This window comes from Streptomyces sp. NPDC096132, from assembly GCF_044763345.1.
Taxonomy (GTDB): Bacteria; Actinomycetota; Actinomycetes; order Streptomycetales; family Streptomycetaceae; genus Streptomyces.
This window is the reverse complement of record NZ_JBIWGA010000003.1, coordinates 575,852-600,667: the sequence shown is the minus strand read 5'-3', so window position 1 is coordinate 600,667 and position 24,816 is coordinate 575,852. Positions and strand designations below refer to the sequence as shown.

The window sequence follows — 24,816 nt, the reverse complement described above, 5'->3', positions numbered from 1 at the left end:
CTCTCTCGCGCCGACTCGCCTCAGGCGCCCGTCCGGCCCGTCACGTTCAACAGGTACTCCTTCCTGTTGAGGGGGTTGTGGTCCGTCCGCGGCCGCTCCGGGACCGTGCCGTGGGCGACGGGCGCGTAGTGGTCGAAGGCGCTCTCCCACTCCCCCTCGCCCCGCGTCAGCCCGGGGATCCGCTGTTCGAGGCCGTGCACCCGCGCGGCCGGCACCGCTCCCTCCAGCACACACCGCCCACCCCGGGTCCGAGTCGTCCGCGGTACGGCGCGCTGGGCCGCCAGCACGGGCAGCAGCCCGCCCAGCGTGTCCGCCGGGGCCTCGAGACGGAAGCGGTGCATCGGCTCGTGGACCCGGGTGCCGGCCCGGCGCAGCGCCTCGACCAGGACCAGCGGGGTGAGACCGCGGAAGTCGTACCCGGTGCTCGACATGCTCTTGTCGAAGCCCTGGTGGGCGTGGCTCTGCCGGGGCCAGTAACCCGAATGGGTCATGGTGACCGCGCAGTCGGTGACCTGCCAGCCGTGCAGCCCCTGACCGAGGGTGGCGCGGACGGTGTCCTCGACGGCCTTGAAGAAGGCGTACGGCATCGCGCCCAGTTCCACCTCGAGCGCGAAGGTCACACCGGTGCCGGGCGGTGCGGGCTCGACGCGCAGGCCGACGGTGGCGAGGAACGGGTTGACGCCCTTCTTGATGAACTCGGCGGCCGCCCCGCTGCCGACCGGGCGCTCGACGCACAGAGGGGTCGTCTCACGGAAGCTGACGTGCAGGCCGTACTCGTCGGCGAGGGTCGCCTGGACGACCTCCTTCTGCACCTCGCCGTACAGCGACACGGACGTCTCCTGGCGGACCTCGTCGTGGCGCAGGCCGATCAGCGGGTCCTGTTCGGCCAGTTGGGTGAGGGCCAGGTGCAGGGAGCGCCGGTCGGTGTCCGGGCCCGGCACGACGACCGTCTCCAGCGTCGGCGGCGCGAAGAAGTGTCCGTGCCTCGCGCGGGGTGCGCCGAGGCTGTCGCCGACACGGATGTCGGTGAGGCCCCACAGGCGGGCGATCCGGCCCGCGGGGACCGACTCGTGGCGTACGTCGGTGCCGTGGTCGAAGACACCGATCGCGGTGACCCTGCCCTCGCCGTCGCCGCAGGGAACGCGGTCGCGGACGCGCAAAGTGCCGGAGAACAGCCGGGCATAAGCGATCTTCTCGCCCGCCGGCCCGCGCTCCACCTTGAACACGGTCGCGGACAGCGGGCCCTCGGGGTCGCCCTCGGCGGCGGGCAGCAACTCCTTGATGCCGCGGACGAGTTCGGGCACGCCCGCGCCGGTCGCGGCGGAGCCGAAGTACACCGGGTGGACCAGCGCGCGGCGGGTCTGGGCGACGAGCGCGGCCCTCACCCGCCCGGGCGTGAGGGTGCCCTCCACGTACGCGGCGAGGAGGTCGTCGTCGTGCTCGGTGAGGACGTCCTCGCGCACCGGAGCGGGGTGGAAGGCGGCCTCGCGGGTGCCGAGTCCGGTGACCGTGCCCATCGGGACGACCGGCGCCGACAGCCGCTCGGTCAGCTCCCTCAGCACACCCGTGTCGCGGGCGCCGCGCCGGTCGGTCTTGTTCACGAAGACGAGCGTGGGGATGCGCAGCCGGCGCAGGGTGCGCAGGAGGATCCTGGTCTGCGCCTGGACGCCCTCGACGGCCGAGACGACGAGGACGGCCCCGTCGAGCACACCGAGGACGCGCTCCACCTCGGCGATGAAGTCGGGGTGTCCCGGGGTGTCGATGAGGTTGACGGTGACGTCGTCGACCGGGAAGGAGACGACGGCGGACTTGATGGTGATGCCGCGCTGCCGCTCCAGCGCGAGGGTGTCGGTCTGCGTACTGCCGGCGTCGACGCTGCCGATCTCGTCGATGATCCCGGCCGAGTGCAGCAGTCGCTCGGTGAGGCTGGTCTTACCGGCGTCGACGTGCGCGAGGATCCCGAGGTTGAGCAGATGCACGAGGTGTCATGTCCTTTGGGGTGGGGGTGATTCCTTCCGGGATGGACATGAACGGTGTGCGCATCTCTGCTCCTGGGTGTGCGGGGTCCGGTACCCGCGCAGTGCAGCAGAAGGGCGGGGCGGGCGGCAACGGATTAACGTTCAAGGATGCGCGAGATTCTCCCGGTGCTGCGCGGGTGGTACGCCGCGGATGTGCCGTTCGGGCTCGCGACGGTGGTCGCGGTCAGCGGCAGCGCGCCGCGCGATCCGGGGGCGGCCATGGCGGTGGGGCCGGACGACGAGGTCGTGGGCAGTGTGTCGGGGGGCTGTGTGGAGGGCGCGGTGTTCGAGCTCGCCCAGGAGGTCGTGGCGAGCGGCCAGGCGCGCCTGGAGACGTTCGGGTACAGCGACGAGGACGCGTTCGCGGTGGGGCTGACCTGCGGCGGGGAGATCACCGTGCTGGTGCGGCCGGTCGCGCCCGGCCTCGATCCCTCGTTCGGCGCGCTCGCGGACTCGGTCGCCGCGGGTGATCCGGTCACCCTGGCCACGGTGACCGACGGACCGGCCCCGCGCGGGGCCACGCGCGCCGTCTGGCCGGACCGTGTCTCCGGGACGCTCGGCACGGAGGGCCTGGACGCGGCGGTCACGGCCGACGCGCGCGGGGAACTCGCCCTCGGCGTGACGGGGCTGCGCCACTACGGGCCGCGCGGGCAGCGGCGCGAGGACGCGGTCGCGGTGTTCCTGCACTCCTTCGCGCCGCCGCCGCGCATGCTGGTGTTCGGGGCGATCGACTACGCGGCGGCCGTGGCCCGGATCGGTGACTTCCTGGGCTACCGGGTCACGGTGTGCGACGCGCGTCCCGTGTTCGCCACGCCGAGGCGCTTCCCGGAGGGCGTCGAGGTGGTCGTCGACTGGCCGCACCGCTATCTGCGCGGCACGGACACCGACGGGCGCACGGTGATCTGCGTCCTCACCCATGACCCCAGGTTCGACGTACCGCTCCTCGAGGAGGCGCTGCGTCGGCCGGCCGCGTACATCGGGGCGATGGGCAGTCGGCGCACCCATGACGACCGCCGGCGACGGCTCGTCGAGGCCGGGCTGAGCGAGCGCGAACTGGCCCGGCTGCGCTCTCCCGTCGGGCTCGACCTCGGTGCCCGTACGCCCGAGGAGGTGGCCGTGTCGGTGGCCGCGGAGATCGTCGCGCTGCGCTGGGGCGGCAGTGGTGCCCCGCTGACGGCGACGGCCGGGGCAATCCATGGTCAAAAGCCCGAAAATCCGTCGATTTAGGACGTGTGGGAGGTGCGGCGTCGGGGTAGTCGCCCCCTCAACGGACAGGCATGCATGTCCTCTGCTTCTGTCTCCTTGAGGGAAGGAGGTCCGTGAAGCAACGCACACTCGCAGCAGCCGGGCCGCCTCCGACCGTTTCGGCCGGGGAGCGGCCCGGTTCCCTTTGCCGGCCCGGTTCACCCGCTCAGCGGGGCGGCAGGCGGTGCAGGACGACGTCCGTGAGGCGGCCGTCGGCCGCGGTGGCCGTCAGGTACGTGCAGTGCGGCTGCCGGCGGCGGTCGGTCGGGGAGCCGGGGTTGAGCAGGCGCAGTCCCCCGGGGGCGGTGGTGTCCCAGGGGATGTGGCTGTGGCCGAAGACGAGCACGTCGAGATCGGGGTAGCGGGCGGCGCAGCGGGCCTCGCGGCCCTGGGCGGGGCCGGTCTCGTGGACGACGCCGAAACGCAGCCCGCCGAGGTCGGCGTACGCGACCTCGGGCAGCCGGGCGCGCAGCTCGGGGCCGTCGTTGTTGCCGTACACGCCGATCAGCCGGCGGCTTCGGCTCTCCAGCAGGTCGAGGGTGGCCGCGTCGACCCAGTCCCCGGCGTGGAGGACGACGTCCGCGTGCGGGAGCTCGTCGAGCAGGGGGGCGGGAAGCGCCTTGGCGCGTTTGGGGAGGTGGGTGTCGGACATCAGCAGCAGACGCACGCCGTCAGGCTACGTCCCTCGGCCGGCCCAGGCCCGTGCCACCGGTTGAGGCCCGGAACTGCGGGCAACGGCTCATGAACGCTGGGGAACAGAACAGGTGGCCGACGGAAGGCGGAGTTAGCATCGGGCCACGCTCATCCGCCCGAGGGCAGAGATCCAAAGGGGGCCAGGAGCCCGATGCCGGTCAAGGTCAGCGTGATCGTCCCCGTGTACAACCCCGGTGCCTACATCGAGGACTGTGTCGCGTCGCTGCTGAGGCAGTCGTTGCCGCCCGACGAGTACGAAGTGATCTTCGTCGACGACGGCTCCACCGACGCCACCCCGGCCCGCCTCGACGCGCTCGCCGCCGAGGACCCCCGGGTGCGGGTCATCCACCAGGAGAACTCCGGCTGGTCGGGCAAGCCCCGCAACGTCGGCATCGACGCCGCCCGGGGCGAGTACGTGATGTTCGTCGACAACGACGACCACCTCGGCGACGAGGCGCTTGAACGAATGTACGACTACGGCGTGGCCAACGGCGCCGACGTCGTCGTGGGCAAGATGGTGGGCCGGGGCCGCGGGGTGCCGGTGGAGCTGTTCCGGGTGAACCGGCCGAAGGCGAGCGTCGAGAACGCGCCGCTCATCGACAGCCTCACCCCGCACAAGATGGTCCGCCGCGCGTTCCTGGAGCGCACCGGGCTGCGCTTCCCGGAGGGGCGGCGGCGCCTGGAGGACCACGTCTTCGTCACCGAGGCCTTTCTGCGCGCGGACAACGTCTCGGTGCTGAGCGACTACGTCTGCTACTACCACGTCCGGCGCGACGACGACGCGAACGCGGGCTTCCAGCGCTTCGACCCCGTCGGGTACTTCAAGAACCTCCGTGAGGCCCTCGACGTCGTGGAGAAGTACACCGAGCCGGGACCGCTGCGCGACCGGTTGTTCCGTCGCTGGCTGCGGGTGGAGATGGTGGAGCGGCTGCGCGGCCGCCGGTTCCTGAAGCTGCCCGAGGACTACCGCAAGGGGCTGTTCGACGAGATCCACGGGGTGGTCGTCGAACGGTTCGGGCCGGGCGTGGCGGCGCCGCTGCAGCCCACCCAGCGGGTGGTCGCCGCCCTCGTCGGGGAGGGGCGCTACGACGACGTCGTCGCGTTCGCCGAGTGGGAGGCCGGTGTCGCGCTCACCGTCGACCCGGAGGACGTCCGCTGGCAGGACGGCGTGCTGCGGATCGCGTTCGCCGCCGAGCTGACGCACGACGGCGGGCCGATGACGTTCCCGGCCGCCGGGGGTTCCCCGCAGTGGCCGCCGGCGGACGTCGGGGAGGCGGTGCGGTGGCTGGGCGAGGACACCGTCGGCCGGTTCGGGAAGGCCAGGCCGGACCTGCTGCTGCGGGACCGCGCCAGCGCGGCGCAGTACTTCCATCCGGTGGAGGTGGTCCGGGAGACGGTTCCGGCCGGGGACGGCAGCCGGGTGCGGCTGGTGCTGCGGGGGACGGCGGCCGTCGACCCCGCGGACCGCGCGGTGCTGCCGGCCGACGGGCTGTGGGACGCGTACGTGCGGGTCGGTCTCGGCGGCTGGACGAAGGAGCTGCGGCTGGGCCCGGCGCCCCGCCACGAGCGTCCCGCCCCGCCCGCCGGGGTCGTCGCCGGCCGGGTGGTGCTGCCGTACTGGACCGACCGGCACGCCAGTCTCGCGCTGGACATCGGCCGCGCCGGCAAGCGGCTGGGCCTCGGCCGGCTCACACCCGCGGACGTCTCGGTCGCCGGGGAGCGGATCGGCGTGGACCTGCCGCTGTACGTGTCCGCGCGTACGGGGGTGCTGCTGCGGCTGACCGGAGCGGGTTCCCACGACGTGCCCGCCGTGCTGCTTCCCGGCGGCCGGCTGGAGGCCGGGCTGCCTACGGCGGACCTCGCGGGGCGCACCTGGCGCACGGCGCTGTGTCTCACGCCGGACGTGGCGGGCGCGCGGTTCCATCCGCTTCCGGTGGCGCTGCGCGTAGGGGCGGACGGGGTTCGCGCGGTGCCGGCGCCCCGGCCCGGCGGGCTGCGGCGGCTGGTACGCCGGGTGCGGCGCGCGCTGCTCCGGGTGCTCGGGCGGGGCTGAGCGCTCCTGCTCCGCTGGGAGTACCGCGACGGCGCCGTCTTTCGTCTGCGGTGCCGTCGTGGCTGGTCGCGCCCACGCGGCGGAGCCGCATGTCGGCACAGCCCCGCGCCCCTTCGGGGCGCTGCCCGGTCCCGGGACCGGGCAGCGCGGGATCAGCCTCCGACCGCCACCCGCTCCAGAGCTCCGCGCAATGGACCCCAGCCCCGGGAGCGCGACAGGCCGAGGTTGCGGGCCCGGACGAGGGGGCGCCAGAAGCCCGCCGCCAGCAGGGTCTCCGGCGGCACCGCGCGCACCCGGTCCAGGACCGTCTCGGGGACCTTCTGCGGGTCGGGCACGTCGAACTCGGCGATGATCTCGTCGTACTTCTGGCTCAGCACCCGGCTGCGCGGGTCGGCGCCGAAGACGACGAGCTGGCCGGTGGGATGGGTGTCGACGAGGACGGTGACGAGGTCGGGGCGGTGGCGGCCGAGGATCTCGACGACCTTGAAGACGTCGCCGGTCCAGGCGCCGGTGTGCCGGTCGCGGGCCGCCTCGTCGACGTTGCGCGGCAACATGTCGTCGAAGACGATCACGCTCGCCCAGTCGGAGTGCCGCTCGACGTTGATGAAGTCGCGCAGCGCGTACTCGAACAGGTGCATGCCGTCGATGAAGGAGAGGTCGAGGGTGGTGCGCCGCCAGTGGCCGAGGGGGCGGCGGCCGCGGCGCAGGTTGCGCCAGGGGTGCCGGCCGCCCTTGAGGTGCTGGAGGGGGTTGTCGCGGGCGAAGAAGTCGTCGCTGGTGGCCTTCACCAGGTGGACGTCGCAGCGGATCTCGGTGGTCACCTTGAACGCGGGGTCGACGGCGATGCTGGGGACGCGGGACAGGCGCAGACTGCGGCCGTCGTTGACACCGATCTCCAGGTAGTTGCGGGTGGCCGTGACCTTGTGCAGTTCCCGCAGGAACTCGTGGCGTTTCACGAACGGACTCCTTGGGTCTCCTTGCGGATGAGGGGCAGTGCTTCGTGCAGGGCGGTGCGCCAGTCCCGCAGGGGGCTCAGGCCCGTCTCCCGCCACCGGCCGTGCCCGAGCACGCTGTACGCGGGGCGCGGCGCCGGCCGCGGGAAGGCGTCGCTGGTGGTGGGGCGCACCCGGTCGGGGTCGGCGTCGATCCGGCGGAAGATCTCGCGGGCCAGTTCGTACCAGCTGGCCTCGCCGGACGCCGTGGCGTGGAAGACGCCCCGGGCCGTGCGGCCGGTCCGCGGTCCCAGGTCGGCGATGCGGGCGGCGACGTCCGCGCTCCAGGTGGGCTGGCCGCGCTGGTCGTCGACGACGTCGACGGTGTCGCGGCGGGCCTCAAGGTCGAGCATCGTCCGCACGAAACTGTGGCCGTGGACGCCGTAGAGCCAGGCGGTGCGCACGACGACGGAGGCGTCCGGGAGTTCGGCGAGGACGGCCCGTTCGCCGGCGAGTTTGGTGCGGCCGTAGGCGGTGCGCGGGGCCGGGGGATGGTCCTCCGGGTAGGGGGCTGCGGCGTCCCCGGCGAAGACGTAGTCGGTGGAGACGTGGATCAGCCGGGCGCCGTGCGCGGCGCAGGCGCGGGCGAGCAGCCGGGGGCCGTCGCCGTTGATCCGCAGGGCGCGGGTTTCGTCGGTCTCGGCGTCGTCGACGGCCGTGTGGGCGGCGCAGTTGACCACCAGGCCGGGCCGGTGCGCGGCGAACGCCCGGTCGACCGAGTCCGGGCAGGTGATGTCCAGGGCCGAGTGGTCGAGGCCGGTCACGTCCTCGCCGCGCCGGGCCAGTTCCTCGACGGTGTCGCGGCCGAGCAGGCCGGCCGCACCGGTGACGAGCCATCTCATACGGTCGCCGCTCCCCGCTTCAGGGGCTCCCACCAGTCGCGGTGGTCCCGGTACCAGGCGACGGTGTCGGCGAGGCCGGCCGTGAAGTCGTGGCGGGGGCGGTAGCCGAGTTCGGTGCGGGCCTTGGTCCAGTCGACGCTGTAGCGCAGGTCGTGGCCCTTGCGGTCGGGCACGTGGTCGACCCGGTCCCAGCCGGCGCCGCAGGCCTCGAGCAGCAGCCCGGTCAGCTCGCGGTTGCTCAGTTCGGTGCCGCCGCCGATGTGGTAGACCTCGCCGGGGCGGCCCTGGGTGCGGACGAGGTCGATGCCCCGGCAGTGGTCCTCGACGTGCAGCCAGTCGCGGACGTTGCGTCCGTCGCCGTAGAGGGGGACCCGCTCGCCGTCGAGGAGGTTCGTCACGAAGAGCGGGATCACCTTCTCGGGGAACTGGTGCGGGCCGTAGTTGTTGGAGCAGCGGGTGACGCGGACGTCCAGGCCGTGGGTGCGGTGGTGGGCGAGGGCGATCAGGTCGGAGGACGCCTTCGACGCGGAGTACGGGGAGTTGGGGCTCAGCGGATGGTCCTCGGGCCAGGAGCCGGTCTCGATGGAGCCGTAGACCTCGTCGGTGGAGACGTGCACGAACGGTCCGGTGCCGTGCCGCAGGGCCGCGTCCAGCAGCGTCTGGGTGCCGAGCACATTGGTGCGGACGAAGGTCCCGGCGCCCTCGATGGAGCGGTCCACGTGGGACTCGGCGGCGAAGTGCACGATCTGGTCGGCGGCGGCTGTCAGCTTGTCGACGAGGTCGGCGTCGCAGATGTCACCCTGCACGAACTCCAGGCGGGGGTGGCCGACGGGCAGGTTGGTGAGGGTGCCCGCGTAGGTGAGTTTGTCGAGGACGGTGATCTCGAGGGCGGTGTCGCGGGCGAGGAGGCCGCGGACGTACGTGGAGCCGATGAAACCGGCGGCTCCGGTGACGAGGAGGTTCATGTGTGGATCTGTACCTTGCTGTGGTCGCCGAGGACGAGACGATGGGCGCTCGGCACGCCGGGCGCGGGCGTGACTTCCACATGTCGGCCGATCAGGGAGTTCTCGATGCGGCCCACCCCGTCGATGGACGAGTCGCGCAGCACGATCGAGAACTCCAGCTCGCTGTCGGTGATCCGGCAGTTCTCCGCGACGGAGGTGAAGGGGCCGACGTAGGAGTCGCGGACCTCGGTGCCCGCGCCGATGACGACGGGTCCGACGAGCCGTGAGTTGACCACGGTGGCGCCCGCCTCGACGACGACCCGGCCGACGGTCTCGGAGGCCTCGTCGACCTCGCCGTCGATCCGGCGTTCGAGACCCTCCAGGACGGTCCGGTTGACCTCCAGCATGTCGACGACGTTTCCGGTGTCCTTCCAGTAGCCCTTGATGATCGTGGAGCGCACGTCGGCGCCCGTGTCGATCAGCCGCTGGATGGCGTGGGTGATCTCCAGCTCGCCGCGCCGGGAGGGCTTGATGGCGCGTACGGCGGCGTGGATGGCGGGGGTGAACAGGTAGACGCCGACCAGGGCGAGGTCGCTCTTGGGCCGTTCGGGTTTCTCCTCCAGGCCGACGACCTGTCCGGCCGCGTCGAGTTCGGCGACGCCGAAGGCGCGGGGGTCGGGGACCCGGGTGAGGAGGATCTGGGCGGCGGGGCGGGTGCCGCGGAACTCGTGGACGAGGTCCGTGATGCCGCCGACGATGAAGTTGTCGCCCAGGTACATCACGAAGTCGTCGTCGCCGAGGTAGTCGCGGGCGACGACGACCGCGTGGGCGAGGCCGAGGGGCCGCTCCTGGAGGATGTACGTGATGTCGAGGCCGAAGCGTGAGCCGTCGCCGACCGCCTCGCGGATCTCGTCGGCCGTGTCGCCGACGATCACACCGACCTCGGTGACGCCCGCGGCGGCGATGGACTCCAGGCCGTAGAAGAGCACGGCCTTGTTGGCCACGGGGACGAGCTGTTTGGCCGAGGTGTGTGTGATCGGCCGGAGTCGGGTTCCGGCACCGCCGGAGAGCACGAGAGCCTTCATCGCCTCACCTCGGGCTCCCGGTGGCCCGGATGCCTGGTTCGTAGGGTTACGTGCCTTTCAGTCCTCACCCCTGACGATGTTCCATTCCGGGCCGGAGCGCATCCCGGGCGGGGTCGCGGGTCCGACGACGGCGGGCAGGCAGGTGCGCAGGGCCCACAGGTCGCGGCGCAGCCGGCGGGCGCGGGCCCAGCCGGTCTCGGCTCGGCGCGGGGCGGGCTTCTCCTCAGTGGACGAGGTCACGGCGTTCATCACCTTTCGCGTGGGCCCACGGAACTCTTCACGTGGGGCCACGAGCGGCCGAGTACCCCCCTCCGCCGCGCGGACACCCCGGCGCTCGGCCTTGCGGGTCAGCCCTCGACGGAGAGCTCGGCCCACACCTGCTTGCCGCCGCTGACGGGGAGCGTGCCCCATGCCTCGGACACGGCCTCCACGAGGAGGATCCCCCGGCCTCCGGTCGCCTCCCAGCCCAGGCTGGTGGGTTTGACGGGCGTACGGGGCGAGGCGTCGGTAAGGGCGACGCGCAGCCGCTCGTCGATCAGGGTGAGGTCGAGCCGGACCCGGCCGTCGGTGTGCACCAGGGCGTTGGTGACGAGTTCGGAGACCACGAGCAGGGCCGTGTCCATGGCGTCCCCGGGCACGCCCCAGGAGCGCAGGGTGCGCCGGGTGAAGCGGCGGGCCTGCCGGGCCGCCTCGGGGACGCGCCAGACGGTCCAGCCCTCGCGCCGGGGCTTGACGGCCATGCCGTCGTAGCGCAGCAGGAGCAGGGCGATGTCGTCGGTGCGGGGGGCGCCGCCGAGCAGGCCGTCGGCGACGAGGCCCAGGTGGGCGGGGTCGGAGCCGGACAGCTCGTGGGCGAGGCGGTCCAGGCCGGTGTCGATGTCGAGGTCGGCGGCCTCGACCAGACCGTCCGTGGTCAGGGCGAGCACCGTGCCGGGCAGCAGCCGCAGCGGGGTCATCGGGAACTCGGTCCGCTCCAGCACGCCGAGCGGCGGGCCGCCGTCGCCCTCGGCGATCTCGGTCGCGCCGTCCGGGTGGCGCAGCACGGGGGGCGGGTGTCCGGCGCGCACGCACCAGGCGGTGCCGGTCTCCATGTCGACGTCGACATAGCAGCAGGTGGCGAAGAGGTCGGTCTCCAGTTCCATCAGCAGCCGGTTGGCGTGGGCGACGACCACGTCCGGTGGATGGCCCTCGGCGGCGTAGGCGCGCAGGGCGGTGCGCATCTGGCCCATCAGGGTGGCGGCGGCCGCGCTGTGGCCCTGGACGTCGCCGATGACGAGGGCGACGTGGTGGTCGGGCAGCGGGATCACGTCGTACCAGTCGCCGCCCACCTCCAGGCCGGCGGTGGCGGGCAGATAGCGGGCGACGGCGACGCCGCCGGGGAGCTCGGGCAGGCGGCGCGGGAGGAGCTGGCGCTGGAGCATGCCGACGAGTTCGTGCTCGGCGTCGAAGGCGTGGGCCCGCAGCAGAGCCTGTCCGGCGAGTCCGGCGGACGCGGTGAGCAGGGCACGTTCGTCCGGCCCGAACTCGTGCGGGCTGTCCCAGCCGATGAGACAGGCGCCCGCCATCCGGCCGCCGGCGGGCAGCGGGAGCACGGCGAGGCCGCCGGGGCCGACCTCGGCGAGGGCGGGTTCCAGTTCGGTGGCGCCGGCGGGCCAGATCTGGGCGCGGCCCTCGCGCAGCGCGGTGGCGAGGGTGGGCATGGCGCGCACGGGCGCGTCGGGCCACTCGCCGCGCCACTCCGACTGCCACAGCTCGGGCCAGGCCTCGGGTTCGGGCGGGTCGAGGACGATGACGACGAGCCGTTCGTTCTCCAGCTCGGCGAGCGCGATCCGGTCGGCGCGCAGCGGCTTGCGCAGGGCCGTGACGACGGCCTGGCTGACGTCACGTACGGTCCCGGCGGTGGCGAGCGCGGCGGCGAGGCGCTGGACGCGGGCCACGTCGGTGATCTCGGCGCGCAGGGTGGAGGCGTCGGCGACGGTGCCGACGAGCCGTGCGGGCTGTCCCTCCCCGCCGGGCAGCAGCCGGCCGCGCAGTTGCACCCAGCGGGGCGGGCCGTCGGGCCGGAGCACCCGGAACTCCAGTTCGCGCTCGCCGATCGACATGTGGTCGGCCTCGACGACGGACATCAGGGAGGGGAGGTCCTCGGGGACGGTCCGGCCGAGGAGGGTCTCCACGCGGCCGTCGAAGTCCTCCCGGTCCATGCCGAACAGTTCCAGGATCGCGTCGCCCACCTCGACACGACCGGTGTCCATGGCGAGGCCGAAGGCGTCGGCGCGCGGTTCCCCGCCCTCGTCGGGGGCGGGCGGGGCGGGTGCGGCGACGGCCTCCGCCACGAGTTCCAGGCAGGCGCGGTCGTCGCCGTCGAAGCCGGTGGGCCGCTCGGTGACGGCGAGCAGACAGGCGCCCCCGCCGTCGCGCACCGGCAGCACCGCGAGGTGGACGTCCCGCACGGCCGAGCGCCGCGACTGAGCGGAGTCGGCGAGCTGGTCCGGCCCCAGCCACACCGGCCGCCCGGTGCGGTGGGCGTCGGCGGCCGGGGAGCGCCCGTCGGCGGGGTAGCTCTCGCGCAGCCCGTAGAGCGTCGTGGGGACACCGGCCGACTCGGTGAGGCGGAGCAGGGTGCCGTCGTCGCCGGGCGTGTACACGGCGGCGAGGGTCGCGCCGGTGAAGACGAGTGCCTGTTCGAGGACGCGCCTGAGCCGATCGGGGGAGGCGGGATCGGCCGTGATCGTTTTGAGGGCTGTTTCGGCACGCACGGGTCCCGTTCTGCGCTCCGCAGCACCCTCACTGACCACGTCCGCAATTACAGCGCTTATGCGACCTGTGCGCAGCCCCTGTTCGACGTGTGGGGCGCCCGGAGTCCCCGCCGCTCCCCGTTCGCCGTGCGCGCCGGGCCGCCAGGGGGCAGATTTGGACCCTGGGGACCGGGGCGACCTGTGGGCCGAGGAGGTGGTCGCCGTGTCCGACGGGCAGGAGTCCGGTCAGGCGGCCACGGCTGTGCGGACGCCGATCGGCCGGCCGCTGCTGTCCCTCGCGCTGACTTCGATGATGGACGCCGTCGGCGCGCACTCCGGTGCGGTGTACCTGCGCCCGGGCGACGAGCCGGTGCTGCAGATGGCGGTCACGGCGGGGCTGCCCCGGTCGTTCGCGGCGCCCTGGGAGCGGGTCGGGCTGAACGCGCCGATCCCCGTCGCCGAGGCGGTGCGCGAGCGGCGGCTGGTGTGGGTCGGCGGGGAGGAGGACATGGCCCGCCGTTATCCGCGGATCGCCGTCGTGCTGCCGTATCCCTTCGCGCTGGCCGCGATGCCGATCGCGACGGCCTCCCGGGTGTACGGCGCGGCCTATGTGACCTGGCCCGGCTCGCATCCGCCGGTGCTGTCCGTGCCGGAGCGCGAGCAGCTGACGTCGGCCTGCGACCGGCTGGCGGTGCGGCTGGAGCGGGCCGCGGCGGAGAATCTCACGCTGCGGGTCGAGTCCGATCTGATGGACGCGTGGTCGATCGGCGGGACCGCGGACACCCTCGGCACCGTGGAGGCGGCCCGGATGGTGGCCCGGCTGCCGTACGGGTTGTGCTCGCTGGATCTGAGCGGGCGGGTGGGCTTCGCCAATTCCGCAGCGGCCGAGCTGCTCGGGGTGACGGTGGGCCGGCTGCTGGGGGTGCAGCTGTGGGCGGCGGTGCCCTGGCTCAACGATCCGTCGTACGAGGAGCGCTACCGGGCCGCGCTGCTCAGTCAGGACCCCGTGTCGTTCGTGGCGCTGCGGCCGCCCTCGGACTGGTTGTCGTTCCGGCTGTATCCGAGCACCACGGGGATCAGTGTCCGGATCACGCGGGCCCGGAACGTGACGGCGACCCCGCCGTCCGACGCGCGGCCGGGGGACGCGCCGACCCGGCTGGTGTCGATGTCGCAGGCGCTGAGTCTGGCGGGGGCGCTCACCGAGACGGTGAGCGTGCAGGACGTGGTGGGGCTGGTCGCGGACGAGATCGCGCCGACGGTGGGCAGTGAGGCCCTGGCGCTGCTCGGCGCGCGGGCGGGGCGGCTGCATGTGCTGGGGCACCACGGGTATCCCGACCCGCACGTCGTGGAGCGGTTCGACGGAATGCCGCTGTCCGCGGCGACGCCGGGCGCGCACGCCGTCGCCCACGGGGTCCCCGCGTTCTTCGAGTCGCGGCGGCAGCTGGAACACCTGTATCCGACCCGGCACTCCACTCCCGACGGCTTCGCGGCCTGGGCCTACCTGCCGCTGATCGCCTCCGGCCGCCCGGTGGGCGCGTGTGTGCTGGCGTACGCCGAACCGCACTCGTTCTCCACCCATGAGCGCGCGGTGCTGTCCAGCCTCGCCGGGCTGATCGCGCAGGCCCTCGACCGTGCCCTGCTGTACGACGTCAAGCACCAGCTCGCCCACGGCCTGCAGGCGGCACTCCTCCCCCACTCGCTGCCGCGGCTGCCCGGCGTCCGGGCCACCGCCCGCTATCTGCCCGCCACCCGCGGGATGGAGATCGGCGGGGACTTCTACGACCTGGTGCCGTCCCGGCCGCTGGCGGCCGCGGTGATCGGGGACGTCCAGGGCCACAACGTGACCGCGGCCGGGCTGATGGGGCAGATCCGTACGGCAGTACGGGCGTACACGACCGTCGGGCAGGAGCCGGCGGAGGTCATGCGCAGCACCAACCGGCTGCTGATCGACCTGGGGTCGGAGCTGTTCGCCAGCTGCCTGTACCTGCGGCTGGACCCGGGGCGCGGGCGGGCGGTGATGGCGCGGGCCGGGCATCCCCCGCCGCTGCTGCGCCGCGCGGACGGTCAGGTGCGGGTCCTCGACCTCGCGGGCGGTCCGCTGCTGGGCATCGACGGGTCGGCGACGTATCCGACGACGGAGGTGGAGCTCGCCCCCGGGTGTGTCCTCGCCCTGTACACGGACGGGCTGATCGAGACGCCGGGGGTGGACATCGAGGACGCGGTCGCCGCTCTGGGGCGGCGGCTGGGCGAGGGCGGCGACCGTCCGCTGGAGGAGCTGGCCGACGAGTTGGTGGGGCCCTACGCGGCGGCCGAGGAGCGGATCGACGACGTGGCGCTGCTGTTGCTGCGGGCACAGAGCGACGAAGGGGACGACGGAACGTGAACGGTCCGGCCCCCGCCGGAGGGCCGGACCGTTCACATGGTGCCGGTGATCAGCTGGTGCTGATGCGGTGTCAGTGCGACTCGTTCACGCCCGAACCGCCCTCGAGACCCTCGTTGTTCTGCTCCTCGGCGCCGTTCTGGTCCTCGGCGCCGTTGCCCGCTTCCTCGCCGCCCTGGATGGCCTCGCCGGTGTTGTCGTCGATGCCGTCACCGTTCTCGTCCACGGCACCGGCACCCGCGTCGCCGCCACCCTGGATGGCCTCGCCGGTGTTGTCGTCGATGCCATCGCCGTTCTCGTCCACGGCACCGGCACCCGCGTCGCCGCCACCCTGGATGGCCTCGCCGGTGTTGTCGTCGATGCCGTCACCGTTCTCGTCCACGGCACCGGCACCGGCTTCCTCGCCGCCGACGCCGTCGTCGGCACCGACGCCGCCGCCGTCGCCGAGGGTCGCGCCGGTCGCCTCCAGGGCGGTGGTCACCGGCTGGAAGAAGGTCTCGCCGCCGACGGTGCAGTCACCGCTGCCGCCCGAGGTCAGGCCTATCGCCTGGCCGTCCTGGGTGAACAGGGAGCCGCCGCTGTCGCCGGGCTCGGCGCAGACGTCGGTCTGGATGAGGCCGGTGACGGTGCCCTCGGGGTAGTTGACCGTGGCGTCCAGGGCGAGGACCGTGCCGTCGTTGAGGCCGGTGGTGCTGCCCATCCGGAAGACCTGGGTGCCGACCGTCGCCTCGGCGGCCTGGCTGATCGCGACGGTCTGCTGACCGACGTTGACCTCGCTCGGCGCCTCGGTGTTCGGGTCGTCGTACTTCACGAGTGCGAAGTCGCCCTCGCCGGGGAAGACCGCCTGGTCGACGGTGGCGATGGGCTGGCCGTCCTCGGAGTCGGACCACTGCTCGGCCGCGACCCCGCAGTGACCCGCCGTCAGGAAGGCCGGGGAGCCGTCACCCGCGGTGACGTTGAAGCCGAGGGAGCAACGGGCCCCGCCGCCGAAGATGGCGTCGCCGCCGGAGACCTTGGTGCTGAGGGTGCCGGCCGACTTCTGGATGGTCGCCATGTTCGAGCCGAGGCTCTGGACGGTGGACTCCAGCTGGTCCCACTTGTTGCCGGTGACGGTGGAGTCGGCGGTGACGAGGATCTTGTTCGTCTTGGGGTCGACGCCCCAGGCGGTGCCCGGGATGGTCGCCTCCTTCTTCAACGTCGCCGCGGCCGCCTCGAGTTCGTCCGTGCTGTTGTCGACCTGGCGGATCTTGGCGCCCGCCTTCTTGGCCTGCACGATGACCTGGTTCTCGTCGCCGTCGATGTTGATGTCGTCGCCCTCGACGTTGATGACGTTGACGACGAGCTGCTGGCCCTCGGAGTCGTAGTACGAGCCGGCGAAGGCTTCACCGAGCAGCTTCTCGAGCTGCGCGGCGAGGTCCGAGGCGTCGCCCGCCTTGAGGGTCTTCACCGCGGCGGCGTCGTTGGAACCGCCGTCCTGGGAGGCATTGGCCTGGGGAAGGAGGATGGCCGCCGCTCCGAGCGCCGCGACACCACCGACCGCGATGATGGCCTTGCGCTTCGTAACTCGCTTGTGACTCAAAAAACTCGACCTCCTGGGGGACGGGGTCTGGCTGCCGGCGATCGGCAGCTCCGTACAGCGGCGCCTGGTTGGCCATGGGTACGCGGGGGACACGTGATGCGTTCAATCGCGTTTGCCAACTTCCTTTGCGAAACACGGAATCGGCCATGACTCGCGGCGGGGTCGGCCATGACCCGCATCCGACCGAGCGGCACGGGGAACAATCGCCCATATGACGATGACGACCACTGAAGCCGACAAGATCCTTTCCGGCAATTTCGCGCCGTGGGTCCTGGCACTTGGCCTGTTCACAGAAAGCCTCGGGGAGGATCGCGCGACGCTGCGTCTGCCCTGGTCGCAGGCGCTGGCGCGGGAGGGCGGAGGACTGTCGGGGCAGGCGTTGATGGCGGCCGCGGACACGGCCACCGTGATCGCCGTGTCGGCTGCCCGGGGGGCCTTCGTACCGATGACGACGGTGCAGCAGTCGACCTCGTTCCAGCGGCCGGTGGCCGATTCGGATGTCCTGATCGAAGCGGTCCTGACCAAGCTGGGCCGCCGGATGGCGTTCGCCGACATCACGATGACGGCCGAACGGACGGGCGAGCTGGCGGCGCGCGCGAGCACGGTCTACGCGCTGCTGGGCTGAACACGCCGGCCACTGGGCCGAGCACGCCGGCTCCGAGCCGAGCACACCGAATCAATACCGACGGTAACCACTCACCGACCGGCCGTTCCGGACAGTGAGCGGAATCCCCGCTTCAGAGAATCTGCACATCGATTGCTCAACCGGGTCACCGGAAGCGGGGATTCTGCACAACTCCGAGGCGCCGTCCACGTCATTGGGGCAGGAGTGTCGGATTCGCCGCGACGGCCCCCGCCGCTCATCCGAGCGAATCCGCCCCGAGGTGTGAAGGAGTCGGCGACAAGTCGTGGGCGCACCTGCACGGTTTAACGCTCCTGTGACGCAAGTGCCCAGGTAGGACGGGTGATTGATTGGCTGTGCCGCCCGTGGACCTGCTTTGATCCATCGCACCGCAGGGCCGAACGGCTCCCGGAAACGGGCGCCCCGGGCCCGCGGTCGCGGCCGTCGTCTGTCCCCAGAGGGGGCCGCTCCCCCCTTATGAGATATCCATGTGAAGGGAAGTTCCATCATGAACTCCACCCCCCAGGTTGAGACCGTCGAGATCTCCGACGCCGAGCTGGACAACGTCTCCGGCGGTCTGTCCCTCAACGCCCTCGGCACCGTCACCGGCCTGGTGGACGGCGTCGCCCCGGTCTCCGGCCTGGTCGACACGGTCGTGGGCACCGTCGAGGGTGTCACCGGTCTGAACACCGCCCCGGGCACCAACCTGGTCGCCGGTCTCTGATCGCACCTGGTGTGACCTTCTGAGTCCCGGAGCCATCACCCGGCTCCGGGACTCGTCGGTGTCCCCGAACCCCCGAGAGAAGTCCGTGCAGTTCCGCCAACAGGCCCTCGCCAAGCTCCAGTCACCGGAGGAACTCGACCTGCCGGTGCGTTTCGCGCGCCCCCAGGGCTGGCTGGTGCTGTCCGTGACCGTGGTCGTCATGGCGGCCGCGTCCGTGTGGGCGGTGACCGGTTCGGTCGCCTCCACGGTGAGCGCGCCCGCCGTCCTCACCCACGGCGAAGGCAGTTACATCCTGCAGAGCCCGGCGGCCGGGCAGGTCACCGCCGTCCTCGCGAAGGAGGGCGAGCGGCTGCCCGCCGACTCCCCCGTGCTGAAGGTGCGCACGGCCGAGGGCGAGGCCGTCGTGCGGACGGTCGCCGCGGGCCGGATCACCGCGCTCGCCGCCACCATCGGACAGATCATCTCCACCGGCGCGAACGTCGCCGCCGTCGAGAAGGTCGCCGACGCCGACGACCCGCTCTACGCGACGGTGTACGTCCCGGCGGAGAACGCCGCCTCGATCCCCGAGGACGCGGCGGTCGACCTGACCGTGCAGACCGTGCCCTCCCAGGAGTACGGCGTGCTGCGCGGCCATGTGAAGTCGGTGGACCGTACGGCCCAGTCGGCGCAGCAGATCGCCGCGTTCCTCGGCGACAGCCAGCTGGACGAGCAGTTCACCCAGGACGGGCGACCGGTCGCGGTGCTGGTGAAGCTGGACAAGTCGGCGTCCACCAAGAGCGGTTACCGGTGGTCGTCCGCCGACGGACCGCCCTACGGGCTGACCTCCATGACCATGGCCACCGGTTCGATCCGGCTGGCCGACCAGCGTCCCGTCGATTGGCTGCTTCCGTGACCACTGCCGAGCAGACCCGCAGCCGCAGGCGAGCGGCGCCACCCCGGCGCACGGTCCCCAAGAGCCGGGTGAAGACCGTCCGTACCCCCACCGTGCTCCAGATGGAGGCCGTGGAGTGCGGCGCCGCCTCCCTCGCGATGGTCCTCGGCCACTACGGCCGGTACGTCCCGCTGGAGGAGCTGCGCATCGCGTGCGGCGTCTCGCGGGACGGCTCACGGGCGAGCAACCTGCTGAAGGCGGCCCGCGGTTACGGCCTCACGGCCAAGGGCATGCAGATGGACCTGGCCGCCCTCGCCGAGGTGAACACGCCCTCGATCCTCTTCTGGGAGTTCAACCACTACGTCGTCTACGACGGCATGGGCCGCCGCTTCGGCCGCCGGGGCGTGTTCATCAACGACCCCGGCAAGGGCCGGCGGTTCGTGCCGATGGAGGACTTCGACGGCAGCTTCACCGGGGTCGTGCTCGTGCTGGAGCCGGGTGACGGCTTCGAGAGGGGCGGCCGCAGGCCGGGGGTGCTGGGCGCGATGCCGGCCCGGCTGCGCGGGACCGCGGGCACCCTGCCGGCCGCCGTGCTGGCGAGCCTGCTGCTGGTCCTGGTCGGTGCCGCCGTCCCGGCGCTGAGCCGCACCTACATCGACATGTTCCTGATCGGCGGTCAGACCTCGCTGCTGGAGGTGCTGTTCGCGTCCATGGGCACCTGTGTCCTGCTGACCGTCGCCCTGACCTGGCTCCAGCAGGCCAACCTCCACCACGGCCGCATCATCTCCTCCACCCTCTCCAGCGCCCGCTTCCTGCGCCATCTGCTGCGGCTGCCGGTGACCTTCTTCTCCCAGCGCAGCCCGGCCGACCTGGTGCAGCGCCTCCAGTCGAACGACGCGGTCGCCGAGACCCTGGCCCGCGACCTGGCGTCGGCGGGCGTGGACGCGATCGTCGTCGTCCTGTACGCCGTCCTGCTCTACACCTACGACCCGCAGCTGACGTTCGTCGGCATCGGTGTGGCGCTGCTGAACATCGTCGCCATGCGGATCGTGATCCGGCTGCGCGCGACCCGTACGGCGAAGCTGCGCGCGGACAACGCGCGGCTCACCAACACGGCGTACACCGGGCTGCAGTTGATCGAGACGATGAAGGCGACCGGCGGTGAGGACGGGTACTTCCGCAAGTGGGCCGGGCAGCACGCGACCACGCTGGAGGAGCAGCAGCGGCTCGGGGTGCCGAGCGCCTGGCTGGGCGTGGTCGCGCCCACGCTCGCCACGCTCAACAGCGCGCTGATCCTGTGGATCGGCGGGATGCGGGCGATCGAGGGCCATGTCTCGGTGGGCCTGCTGGTCGCCTTCCAGGCCCTGGTCGCCCGTTTCACCGCCCCGCTGACCCGCCTGAACGGCGTGGCGGGCCGCATCCAGGACTTCGCGGCGGACGTGGCCCGGCTCAAGGACGTGGAGAACTTCCGCACGGACCCGCTCTACGACCGCCGCGGCGGCGCCGACTCCACGCGTCGGTTGCAGGGCCATGTCGAGCTGCAGAACATCACCTTCGGCTACAGCCCGCTGGACAAGCCCCTGCTGTCCGGCTTCGACCTGACGGTCGGCCCGGGCCGGCAGGTGGCGCTGGTCGGCGGCTCGGGCAGCGGCAAGTCGACCGTCTCCCGGCTGATCTCGGGCCTGTACACGCCCTGGGAGGGCGTGATCCGGATCGACGGACAGCGTCTCGAGGACATCCCGCGCGGGGCGCTGGCCGCCTCCGTCTCCTTCGTCGACCAGGAGGTGTTCCTCTTCGAGGGCACGGTCCGCGACAACGTGGCGCTGTGGGACCCGTCCATCCCGGACGACGCCGTGATCGAGGCGCTGCGGGACGCGGCGCTGTACGACGTCGTGATGCGCCGGCCGGGCGGCATCCACAGCAGGGTCGAGCAGGACGGCCGCAACTTCTCCGGCGGGCAGCGCCAGCGCCTGGAGATCGCCCGGGCGTTGGTGCGCCGGCCCAGCATCCTCGTCCTGGACGAGGTGACCAGCGCGCTGGACGCGGAGACCGAGCTGATCGTCATGGACAACCTGCGCCGCCGCGGCTGCGCCTGTGTGGTGATCGCCCACCGGCTCAGCACGGTCCGCGACAGCGACGAGATCGTGGTCCTCCAGCACGGCGCGATCGTCGAGCGCGGGCGGCACGAGGAGCTCGTCGCACGCGGTGGGGCGTACGCGGCGCTGGTCAGGGAGCGGTGAGATGACGGCCGTACACGAAGGCGACTACGTGCTCGCCGCGCTGGGGGCGATGGGCTCGCGCATCGACTGCGCGGGCTTCGGCCGGCTCGACCTGGAAGGCCCCCAGGTGCTCTGGCTGGTCGCGTCCGGCGCGCTGGACCTGTTCGCGGTCGACGCCGAACAGCAGGGCCACTGGCACCACTTGGGCCGCCTGGAGGCGGGCGCGCTGCTGTTGGGCCCGGTCACCGGACCCCAGCACACCCTCGTCGCCCGCCCGTTGCGCGACTGCGTCGTGCACCGCATCGACCTGCGCGAGCTGTACCAGCCCGCCGGGACGCAGACCTGGTCCTACGACGAGTACGGCAACCCCCAGTACGTACCGCCGGCTTCGAGCCCGCTGGAGTACGCGCTCGCCCTCGGCGTCGGCCGTGGCCTGTCGGTCCTCTTCCAGGCGCCGATGGCCGGCGAGAGACCGGCCGACGTCAGCGACGACGACGTGTTCTGGATGCAGGTGCCGCCGGGCAGCGTGCAGTACGGCTCGCTGTACGGCGCCGAGGCCGCCGCCGATCTGCTGATGGACCCGGCGGTGTGGCAGTCGATGGTCGACCAGCAGTACCGCCTGCTGACCACGCTGGACCGCTGGATCGAGCAGCTGGAGCGCACCCACGAGACGCGCACCGCCGCCGGCATCAGGGCGGGTGAGGCGGTCCGCGCCCGGGCCGACCGGACGCTGCTCGCGTCGATCGGCCGGGGGCCGGGGCAGCGCACCACGTCGGCCGACGCGGACGCCACCTTCGCCGCCTGCAAGCTGGTCGCCGGGGCGGCCGGCATCTCGCTCGTGGAGCCGGCGCAGATGGGTGCCGGCAACGACCGTCTCGACCCGGTCGAACAGGTGGCCCTCGCCTCCCGCGTGCGCACCCGCGCGGTACGGCTCGACGGGCGCTGGTGGCGGGACGACGTGGGCCCGCTGGTCGGCCACCGGGCGCTGTCCGGGGCGCCGGTCGCGCTGCTGTGGCGGCGCGGCGGCTATGTCGCCGTCCACCCCGCGACCGGGCGGGAGACGCCGGTGGAGAAGGCGAACGCCGAGGAGTTCGAGCCGCGGGCCGTGATGTTCTACCGGCCGTTGCCGGACCGGAGGCCGAGCCCGCTGAGCCTGCTGCGGTTCAGCATGCGCGGCACCGGCGGCGACCTGTCGAAGCTGCTGGTGAGCGGGCTGGTGACGGTGGCGATCGGGGCTCTGGTGCCGATCGCCACGGGCAAGGTGCTCGGTGAGTACGTGCCGAGGGCCCAGCAGGGGCTGATCGTGCAGGTGTGTCTGGCGGTGATGGTCAGCAGCGTGGTCGCGGCGGCGTTCATGCTGCTGCAGAACCTCACCATCCTGCGGCTGGAGGGCCGGATCGAGGCGACGCTCCAGCCGGCGGTGTGGGACAGGCTGTTGAGGCTGCCGACGAAGTTCTTCGCCGAGCGGTCCACGGGCGAACTGGCCAGTGCGGCCATGGGCATCAGCGCGATCCGCCGGCTGCTGGCGGGACTCGGTCCCTCGGTGGCGCAGTCGGTGACGATCGGCGCGATGAACCTGGGGCTGCTCCTGTGGTACAGCGTCCCGATGGCGCTGGCCGCGATCGGGATGCTCGTCGTGATCGCGGCCGTCTTCCTGGGGCTCGGGCTGTGGCAGGTGCGCTGGCAGCGGCGGCTGGTGGTGCTCTCCAACAAGCTGAACAACCAGGCGTTCCAGACGCTGCGGGGGCTTCCGAAGCTGCGGGTGGCGGCCGCCGAGAACTACGCGTACGCGGCCTGGGCGGACCGGTTCGCGCACAGCCGTGAGCTCCAGCAGCGGCTCGGCCGGATCAAGAACCTGAACACGGTGCTCGGGGCGGTGTACCTGCCGCTGTGCTCGCTGGTGATGTTCATGCTGCTGGCCGGTCCGGCACGGGGCGCGCTGTCGGCGGCGGACTTCCTCACCTTCAACACGTCGATGACGATGCTGCTCACCTCGGTCACCTCGCTGACCGGCGCCTTCGTGTCGGCGGTGGCGGCGCTGCCGCTGTTCGAGGAGATCCGCCCGGTGCTGGAGGCGAGCCCCGAGGTCCGCACGGCGAGCACCCGGCCGGGCCCGCTCTCCGGCGCCCTGGAGGCCCGTCGGCTGTCCTTCCGCTACTCCGACGACGGCCCCCTGGTCCTCGACGACGTCAGCTTCGAGGTCCGGCCGGGTGAGTTCGTGGCGATCGTCGGCCCCAGCGGCTGCGGCAAGTCGACCCTGCTGCGCCTGCTCATCGGCTTCGACAGGCCGGTCTCGGGCAGTGTCCTGTACGACGGCCAGGACCTGGGCGCGCTCGACCAGTCGGCCGTGCGCCGGCAGTGCGGGGTCGTGCTCCAGCACGCCCAGCCGTTCACCGGGTCGATCCTGGACGTCATCTGCGGCACCGAGGCCTACACGCCTCAGGAGGCGATGGCGGCGGCCGAGCTGGCGGGGCTCGCGGAGGACATCAAGCGAATGCCGATGGGACTGCACACCATCGTCTCCGGCAGCGGCTCGGTCTCCGGCGGTCAGCGCCAGCGCCTGATGATCGCCCAGGCGCTGATCCGCCGGCCGCGCGTCCTCTTCTTCGACGAGGCGACCAGCGCCCTCGACAACGAGACCCAGCGCACGGTCATCGAGAGCACCCGCAAGCTGAACGCCACCCGCGTCGTGATCGCGCACCGCCTGTCCACGGTGATGGACGCCGACCGGGTCGTGGTGATGGAGAACGGCAAGGTCGCCCAGCAGGGCCCACCCGCGCGGCTCCTCGCGGACACGGGCGGGCGGCTGCACGAACTGGTGCGGCGGCAGCTGGCTAGTCAGCCCTGACCGGGCACGGGCGCCCCGGACGGGAAACCCGCCTCGACGCAGGCGCGGTAGTACGCCTCCCACGACCGGGTGCCGCCGTCGGGCGGGGCCGGTGCGCCGCCCTCGGCCCGGGCGTCCAGGGCGGCCAGGCAGACCTCCCAGCCGGCGGCGTTGCGGGCGGCCGCGTCGGCGGACTCCAGGACGTTCGTGAGGGTGAGGCGGGTGCGGCCGTCGCCCTCCGCCACCAGGTCGAAGCGGAGTTCGTCGCCGCCCCACGCGTAGGACAGGTGGCGCGGTACGTCCACGGCGAGGACCCGGCCCGTCGACGCCGGCATGTTCGGATCGCCGCTGAAGTCGATCGCACCGCCGGGCCACAGCTCCATCTCGACCCGCGAGGGGAACCAGTGGGCCAGTTCGGCGGAGTCGGTGACCAGCTGCCAGACCTCGCCGAGCGGGCGGTCGTAGGTGCGGGCGAAGCGGACGGCGGGGCGGCCGTCGTCCAGGACCACGTGGGTTCCCGTGAGGTCCGCGCCGTGCTCCGCCCTGCTGTACAGGTGCAGCTGGATCCCGTCGGGGTCGTCGAAGACCAGGAGCCGGCCGAGGGTGGCCTCGATGACCGGGGAGTGCGGGACGCCGAGCGCGTCGAGATGGGCGGCCCATGCCTCGACCGCGGCGCTGTCGCGGACCCCGAAGCTGACCGGGTCGAAGTTCCGGCAGCCGTGCGCCGCCTCCGGGTTGACCCGCAGGGCGAGCAGGGTGTCCCCGAGTCCCGGGACCGGGCCGCCGACTCCGCGCAGCACGCCCTCGGCGTCCGGGAACTCGTGGGTGACCTTGAAGCCGAACACCCGGCCGTACCAGTCGCGGGCCCGGTCGAGGTCGGTGACGGGGATCTTCACATGATGGATTCCGGCGAGTTCCGGCATGAAGTCCACGCTACGGCCCGTCCCGCCCCCTTCCTAACGAAACTTTGCCGTTTCGCTGAAAGTG

Annotated in this window: 18 protein-coding genes and 1 pseudogene; 8 read left to right on the top strand and 11 right to left on the bottom strand. The window is 72.6% G+C overall.

Annotated elements, in window-relative coordinates; all coding sequences use genetic code 11:
* Positions 1-20: 20 nt before the first annotated feature.
* Positions 21-1,979, bottom strand: a complete 1,959-nt coding sequence (locus ACIRF9_RS10485) for a GTP-binding protein (RefSeq protein ID WP_403818937.1) — start codon at positions 1,977-1,979, stop codon at positions 21-23.
* 147 nt (positions 1,980-2,126) lie between these two features.
* Between ACIRF9_RS10485 and ACIRF9_RS10480 the strand changes: the two genes are divergently transcribed.
* Positions 2,127-3,245: an XdhC family protein gene (locus ACIRF9_RS10480; RefSeq protein WP_403818936.1), complete on the top strand. Its 1,119-nt coding sequence runs from the start codon at positions 2,127-2,129 to the stop codon at positions 3,243-3,245.
* Positions 3,246-3,429: 184 nt separating this feature from the next.
* On the opposite strand, the gene ACIRF9_RS10475 is transcribed toward ACIRF9_RS10480, so the two are convergent.
* A complete protein-coding gene (locus tag ACIRF9_RS10475) occupies positions 3,430-3,930 on the bottom strand; it encodes a metallophosphoesterase family protein (protein ID WP_403818934.1) in 501 nt (166 codons plus the stop codon).
* Between the two features lie 177 nt (positions 3,931-4,107).
* Here ACIRF9_RS10475 and ACIRF9_RS10470 point away from each other — a divergent pair, with 177 nt between their 5' ends.
* The gene (locus ACIRF9_RS10470) at positions 4,108-6,009 is read left to right on the top strand and encodes a glycosyltransferase family 2 protein (RefSeq protein ID WP_403818932.1); all 1,902 of its coding nucleotides are present in this window, start codon (positions 4,108-4,110) and stop codon (positions 6,007-6,009) included.
* Between the two features lie 152 nt (positions 6,010-6,161).
* Here the strand turns inward: ACIRF9_RS10470 and ACIRF9_RS10465 are convergent, their stop codons facing one another.
* The 6 genes from ACIRF9_RS10465 to ACIRF9_RS10440 form a co-directional block, all read right to left on the bottom strand.
* Positions 6,162-6,965 (bottom strand): class I SAM-dependent methyltransferase, encoded by an 804-nt coding sequence (locus ACIRF9_RS10465; protein ID WP_403818930.1) that lies wholly within the window; start codon positions 6,963-6,965, stop codon positions 6,162-6,164.
* Complete coding sequence (gene rfbD, locus ACIRF9_RS10460; RefSeq protein WP_403818928.1) at positions 6,962-7,843, bottom strand: dTDP-4-dehydrorhamnose reductase; 882 nt, start codon at positions 7,841-7,843, stop codon at positions 6,962-6,964. The genes ACIRF9_RS10465 and rfbD overlap by 4 nt, the downstream gene beginning before the upstream one ends.
* Entirely contained in the window at positions 7,840-8,808 is a 969-nt protein-coding gene (rfbB, locus tag ACIRF9_RS10455; protein WP_403818926.1) for a dTDP-glucose 4,6-dehydratase, read from the bottom strand. The genes rfbD and rfbB overlap by 4 nt, the downstream gene beginning before the upstream one ends.
* A complete protein-coding gene (locus ACIRF9_RS10450) occupies positions 8,805-9,872 on the bottom strand; it encodes a glucose-1-phosphate thymidylyltransferase (protein WP_403818925.1) in 1,068 nt (355 codons plus the stop codon). The genes rfbB and ACIRF9_RS10450 overlap by 4 nt, the downstream gene beginning before the upstream one ends.
* 57 nt (positions 9,873-9,929) lie before the next feature.
* The gene (locus ACIRF9_RS10445; RefSeq protein WP_403818923.1) at positions 9,930-10,112 is read right to left on the bottom strand and encodes a hypothetical protein; all 183 of its coding nucleotides are present in this window, start codon (positions 10,110-10,112) and stop codon (positions 9,930-9,932) included.
* A gap of 107 nt (positions 10,113-10,219) precedes the next feature.
* The gene (locus ACIRF9_RS10440) at positions 10,220-12,667 is read right to left on the bottom strand and encodes a SpoIIE family protein phosphatase (protein ID WP_403818921.1); all 2,448 of its coding nucleotides are present in this window, start codon (positions 12,665-12,667) and stop codon (positions 10,220-10,222) included.
* 154 nt (positions 12,668-12,821) lie between these two features.
* Between ACIRF9_RS10440 and ACIRF9_RS10435 the strand changes: the two genes are divergently transcribed.
* Positions 12,822-14,990: a SpoIIE family protein phosphatase gene (locus tag ACIRF9_RS10435; RefSeq protein ID WP_403819043.1), complete on the top strand. Its 2,169-nt coding sequence runs from the start codon at positions 12,822-12,824 to the stop codon at positions 14,988-14,990.
* 70 nt (positions 14,991-15,060) lie between these two features.
* On the opposite strand, the gene ACIRF9_RS10430 is transcribed toward ACIRF9_RS10435, so the two are convergent.
* A complete protein-coding gene (locus tag ACIRF9_RS10430; protein WP_403818919.1) occupies positions 15,061-16,566 on the bottom strand; it encodes a S1 family peptidase in 1,506 nt (501 codons plus the stop codon).
* 211 nt (positions 16,567-16,777) lie between these two features.
* Between ACIRF9_RS10430 and ACIRF9_RS10425 the strand changes: the two genes are divergently transcribed.
* From ACIRF9_RS10425 to ACIRF9_RS10405, 5 genes are all read left to right on the top strand, one after another.
* A complete protein-coding gene (locus ACIRF9_RS10425) occupies positions 16,778-17,191 on the top strand; it encodes a PaaI family thioesterase (RefSeq protein WP_403818918.1) in 414 nt (137 codons plus the stop codon).
* A gap of 505 nt (positions 17,192-17,696) precedes the next feature.
* A complete protein-coding gene (locus ACIRF9_RS10420) occupies positions 17,697-17,912 on the top strand; it encodes a type A2 lantipeptide (protein WP_403818917.1) in 216 nt (71 codons plus the stop codon).
* Positions 17,913-17,997: 85 nt separating this feature from the next.
* Positions 17,998-18,804 carry an HlyD family efflux transporter periplasmic adaptor subunit gene (locus ACIRF9_RS10415; RefSeq protein ID WP_403818915.1) on the top strand — a complete coding sequence of 269 codons (807 nt, stop codon included), beginning with the start codon at positions 17,998-18,000 and terminating at the stop codon, positions 18,802-18,804.
* Positions 18,801-21,023 carry an NHLP family bacteriocin export ABC transporter peptidase/permease/ATPase subunit gene (locus ACIRF9_RS10410; protein WP_403818913.1) on the top strand — a complete coding sequence of 741 codons (2,223 nt, stop codon included), beginning with the start codon at positions 18,801-18,803 and terminating at the stop codon, positions 21,021-21,023. The genes ACIRF9_RS10415 and ACIRF9_RS10410 overlap by 4 nt, the downstream gene beginning before the upstream one ends.
* Before the next feature lies 1 nt (position 21,024).
* Complete coding sequence (locus ACIRF9_RS10405; protein WP_403818911.1) at positions 21,025-23,850, top strand: NHLP bacteriocin export ABC transporter permease/ATPase subunit; 2,826 nt, start codon at positions 21,025-21,027, stop codon at positions 23,848-23,850.
* Here ACIRF9_RS10405 and ACIRF9_RS10400 read toward each other — a convergent pair.
* Both ACIRF9_RS10400 and ACIRF9_RS10395 read right to left on the bottom strand, forming a co-directional pair.
* The gene (locus tag ACIRF9_RS10400) at positions 23,841-24,383 is read right to left on the bottom strand and encodes an SRPBCC family protein (RefSeq protein WP_403819041.1); all 543 of its coding nucleotides are present in this window, start codon (positions 24,381-24,383) and stop codon (positions 23,841-23,843) included. The genes ACIRF9_RS10405 and ACIRF9_RS10400 overlap by 10 nt on opposite strands.
* A gap of 60 nt (positions 24,384-24,443) precedes the next feature.
* Positions 24,444-24,752, bottom strand: a pseudogene (locus ACIRF9_RS10395) (VOC family protein); the annotation flags it as partial.
* Positions 24,753-24,816: the final 64 nt, after the last annotated feature.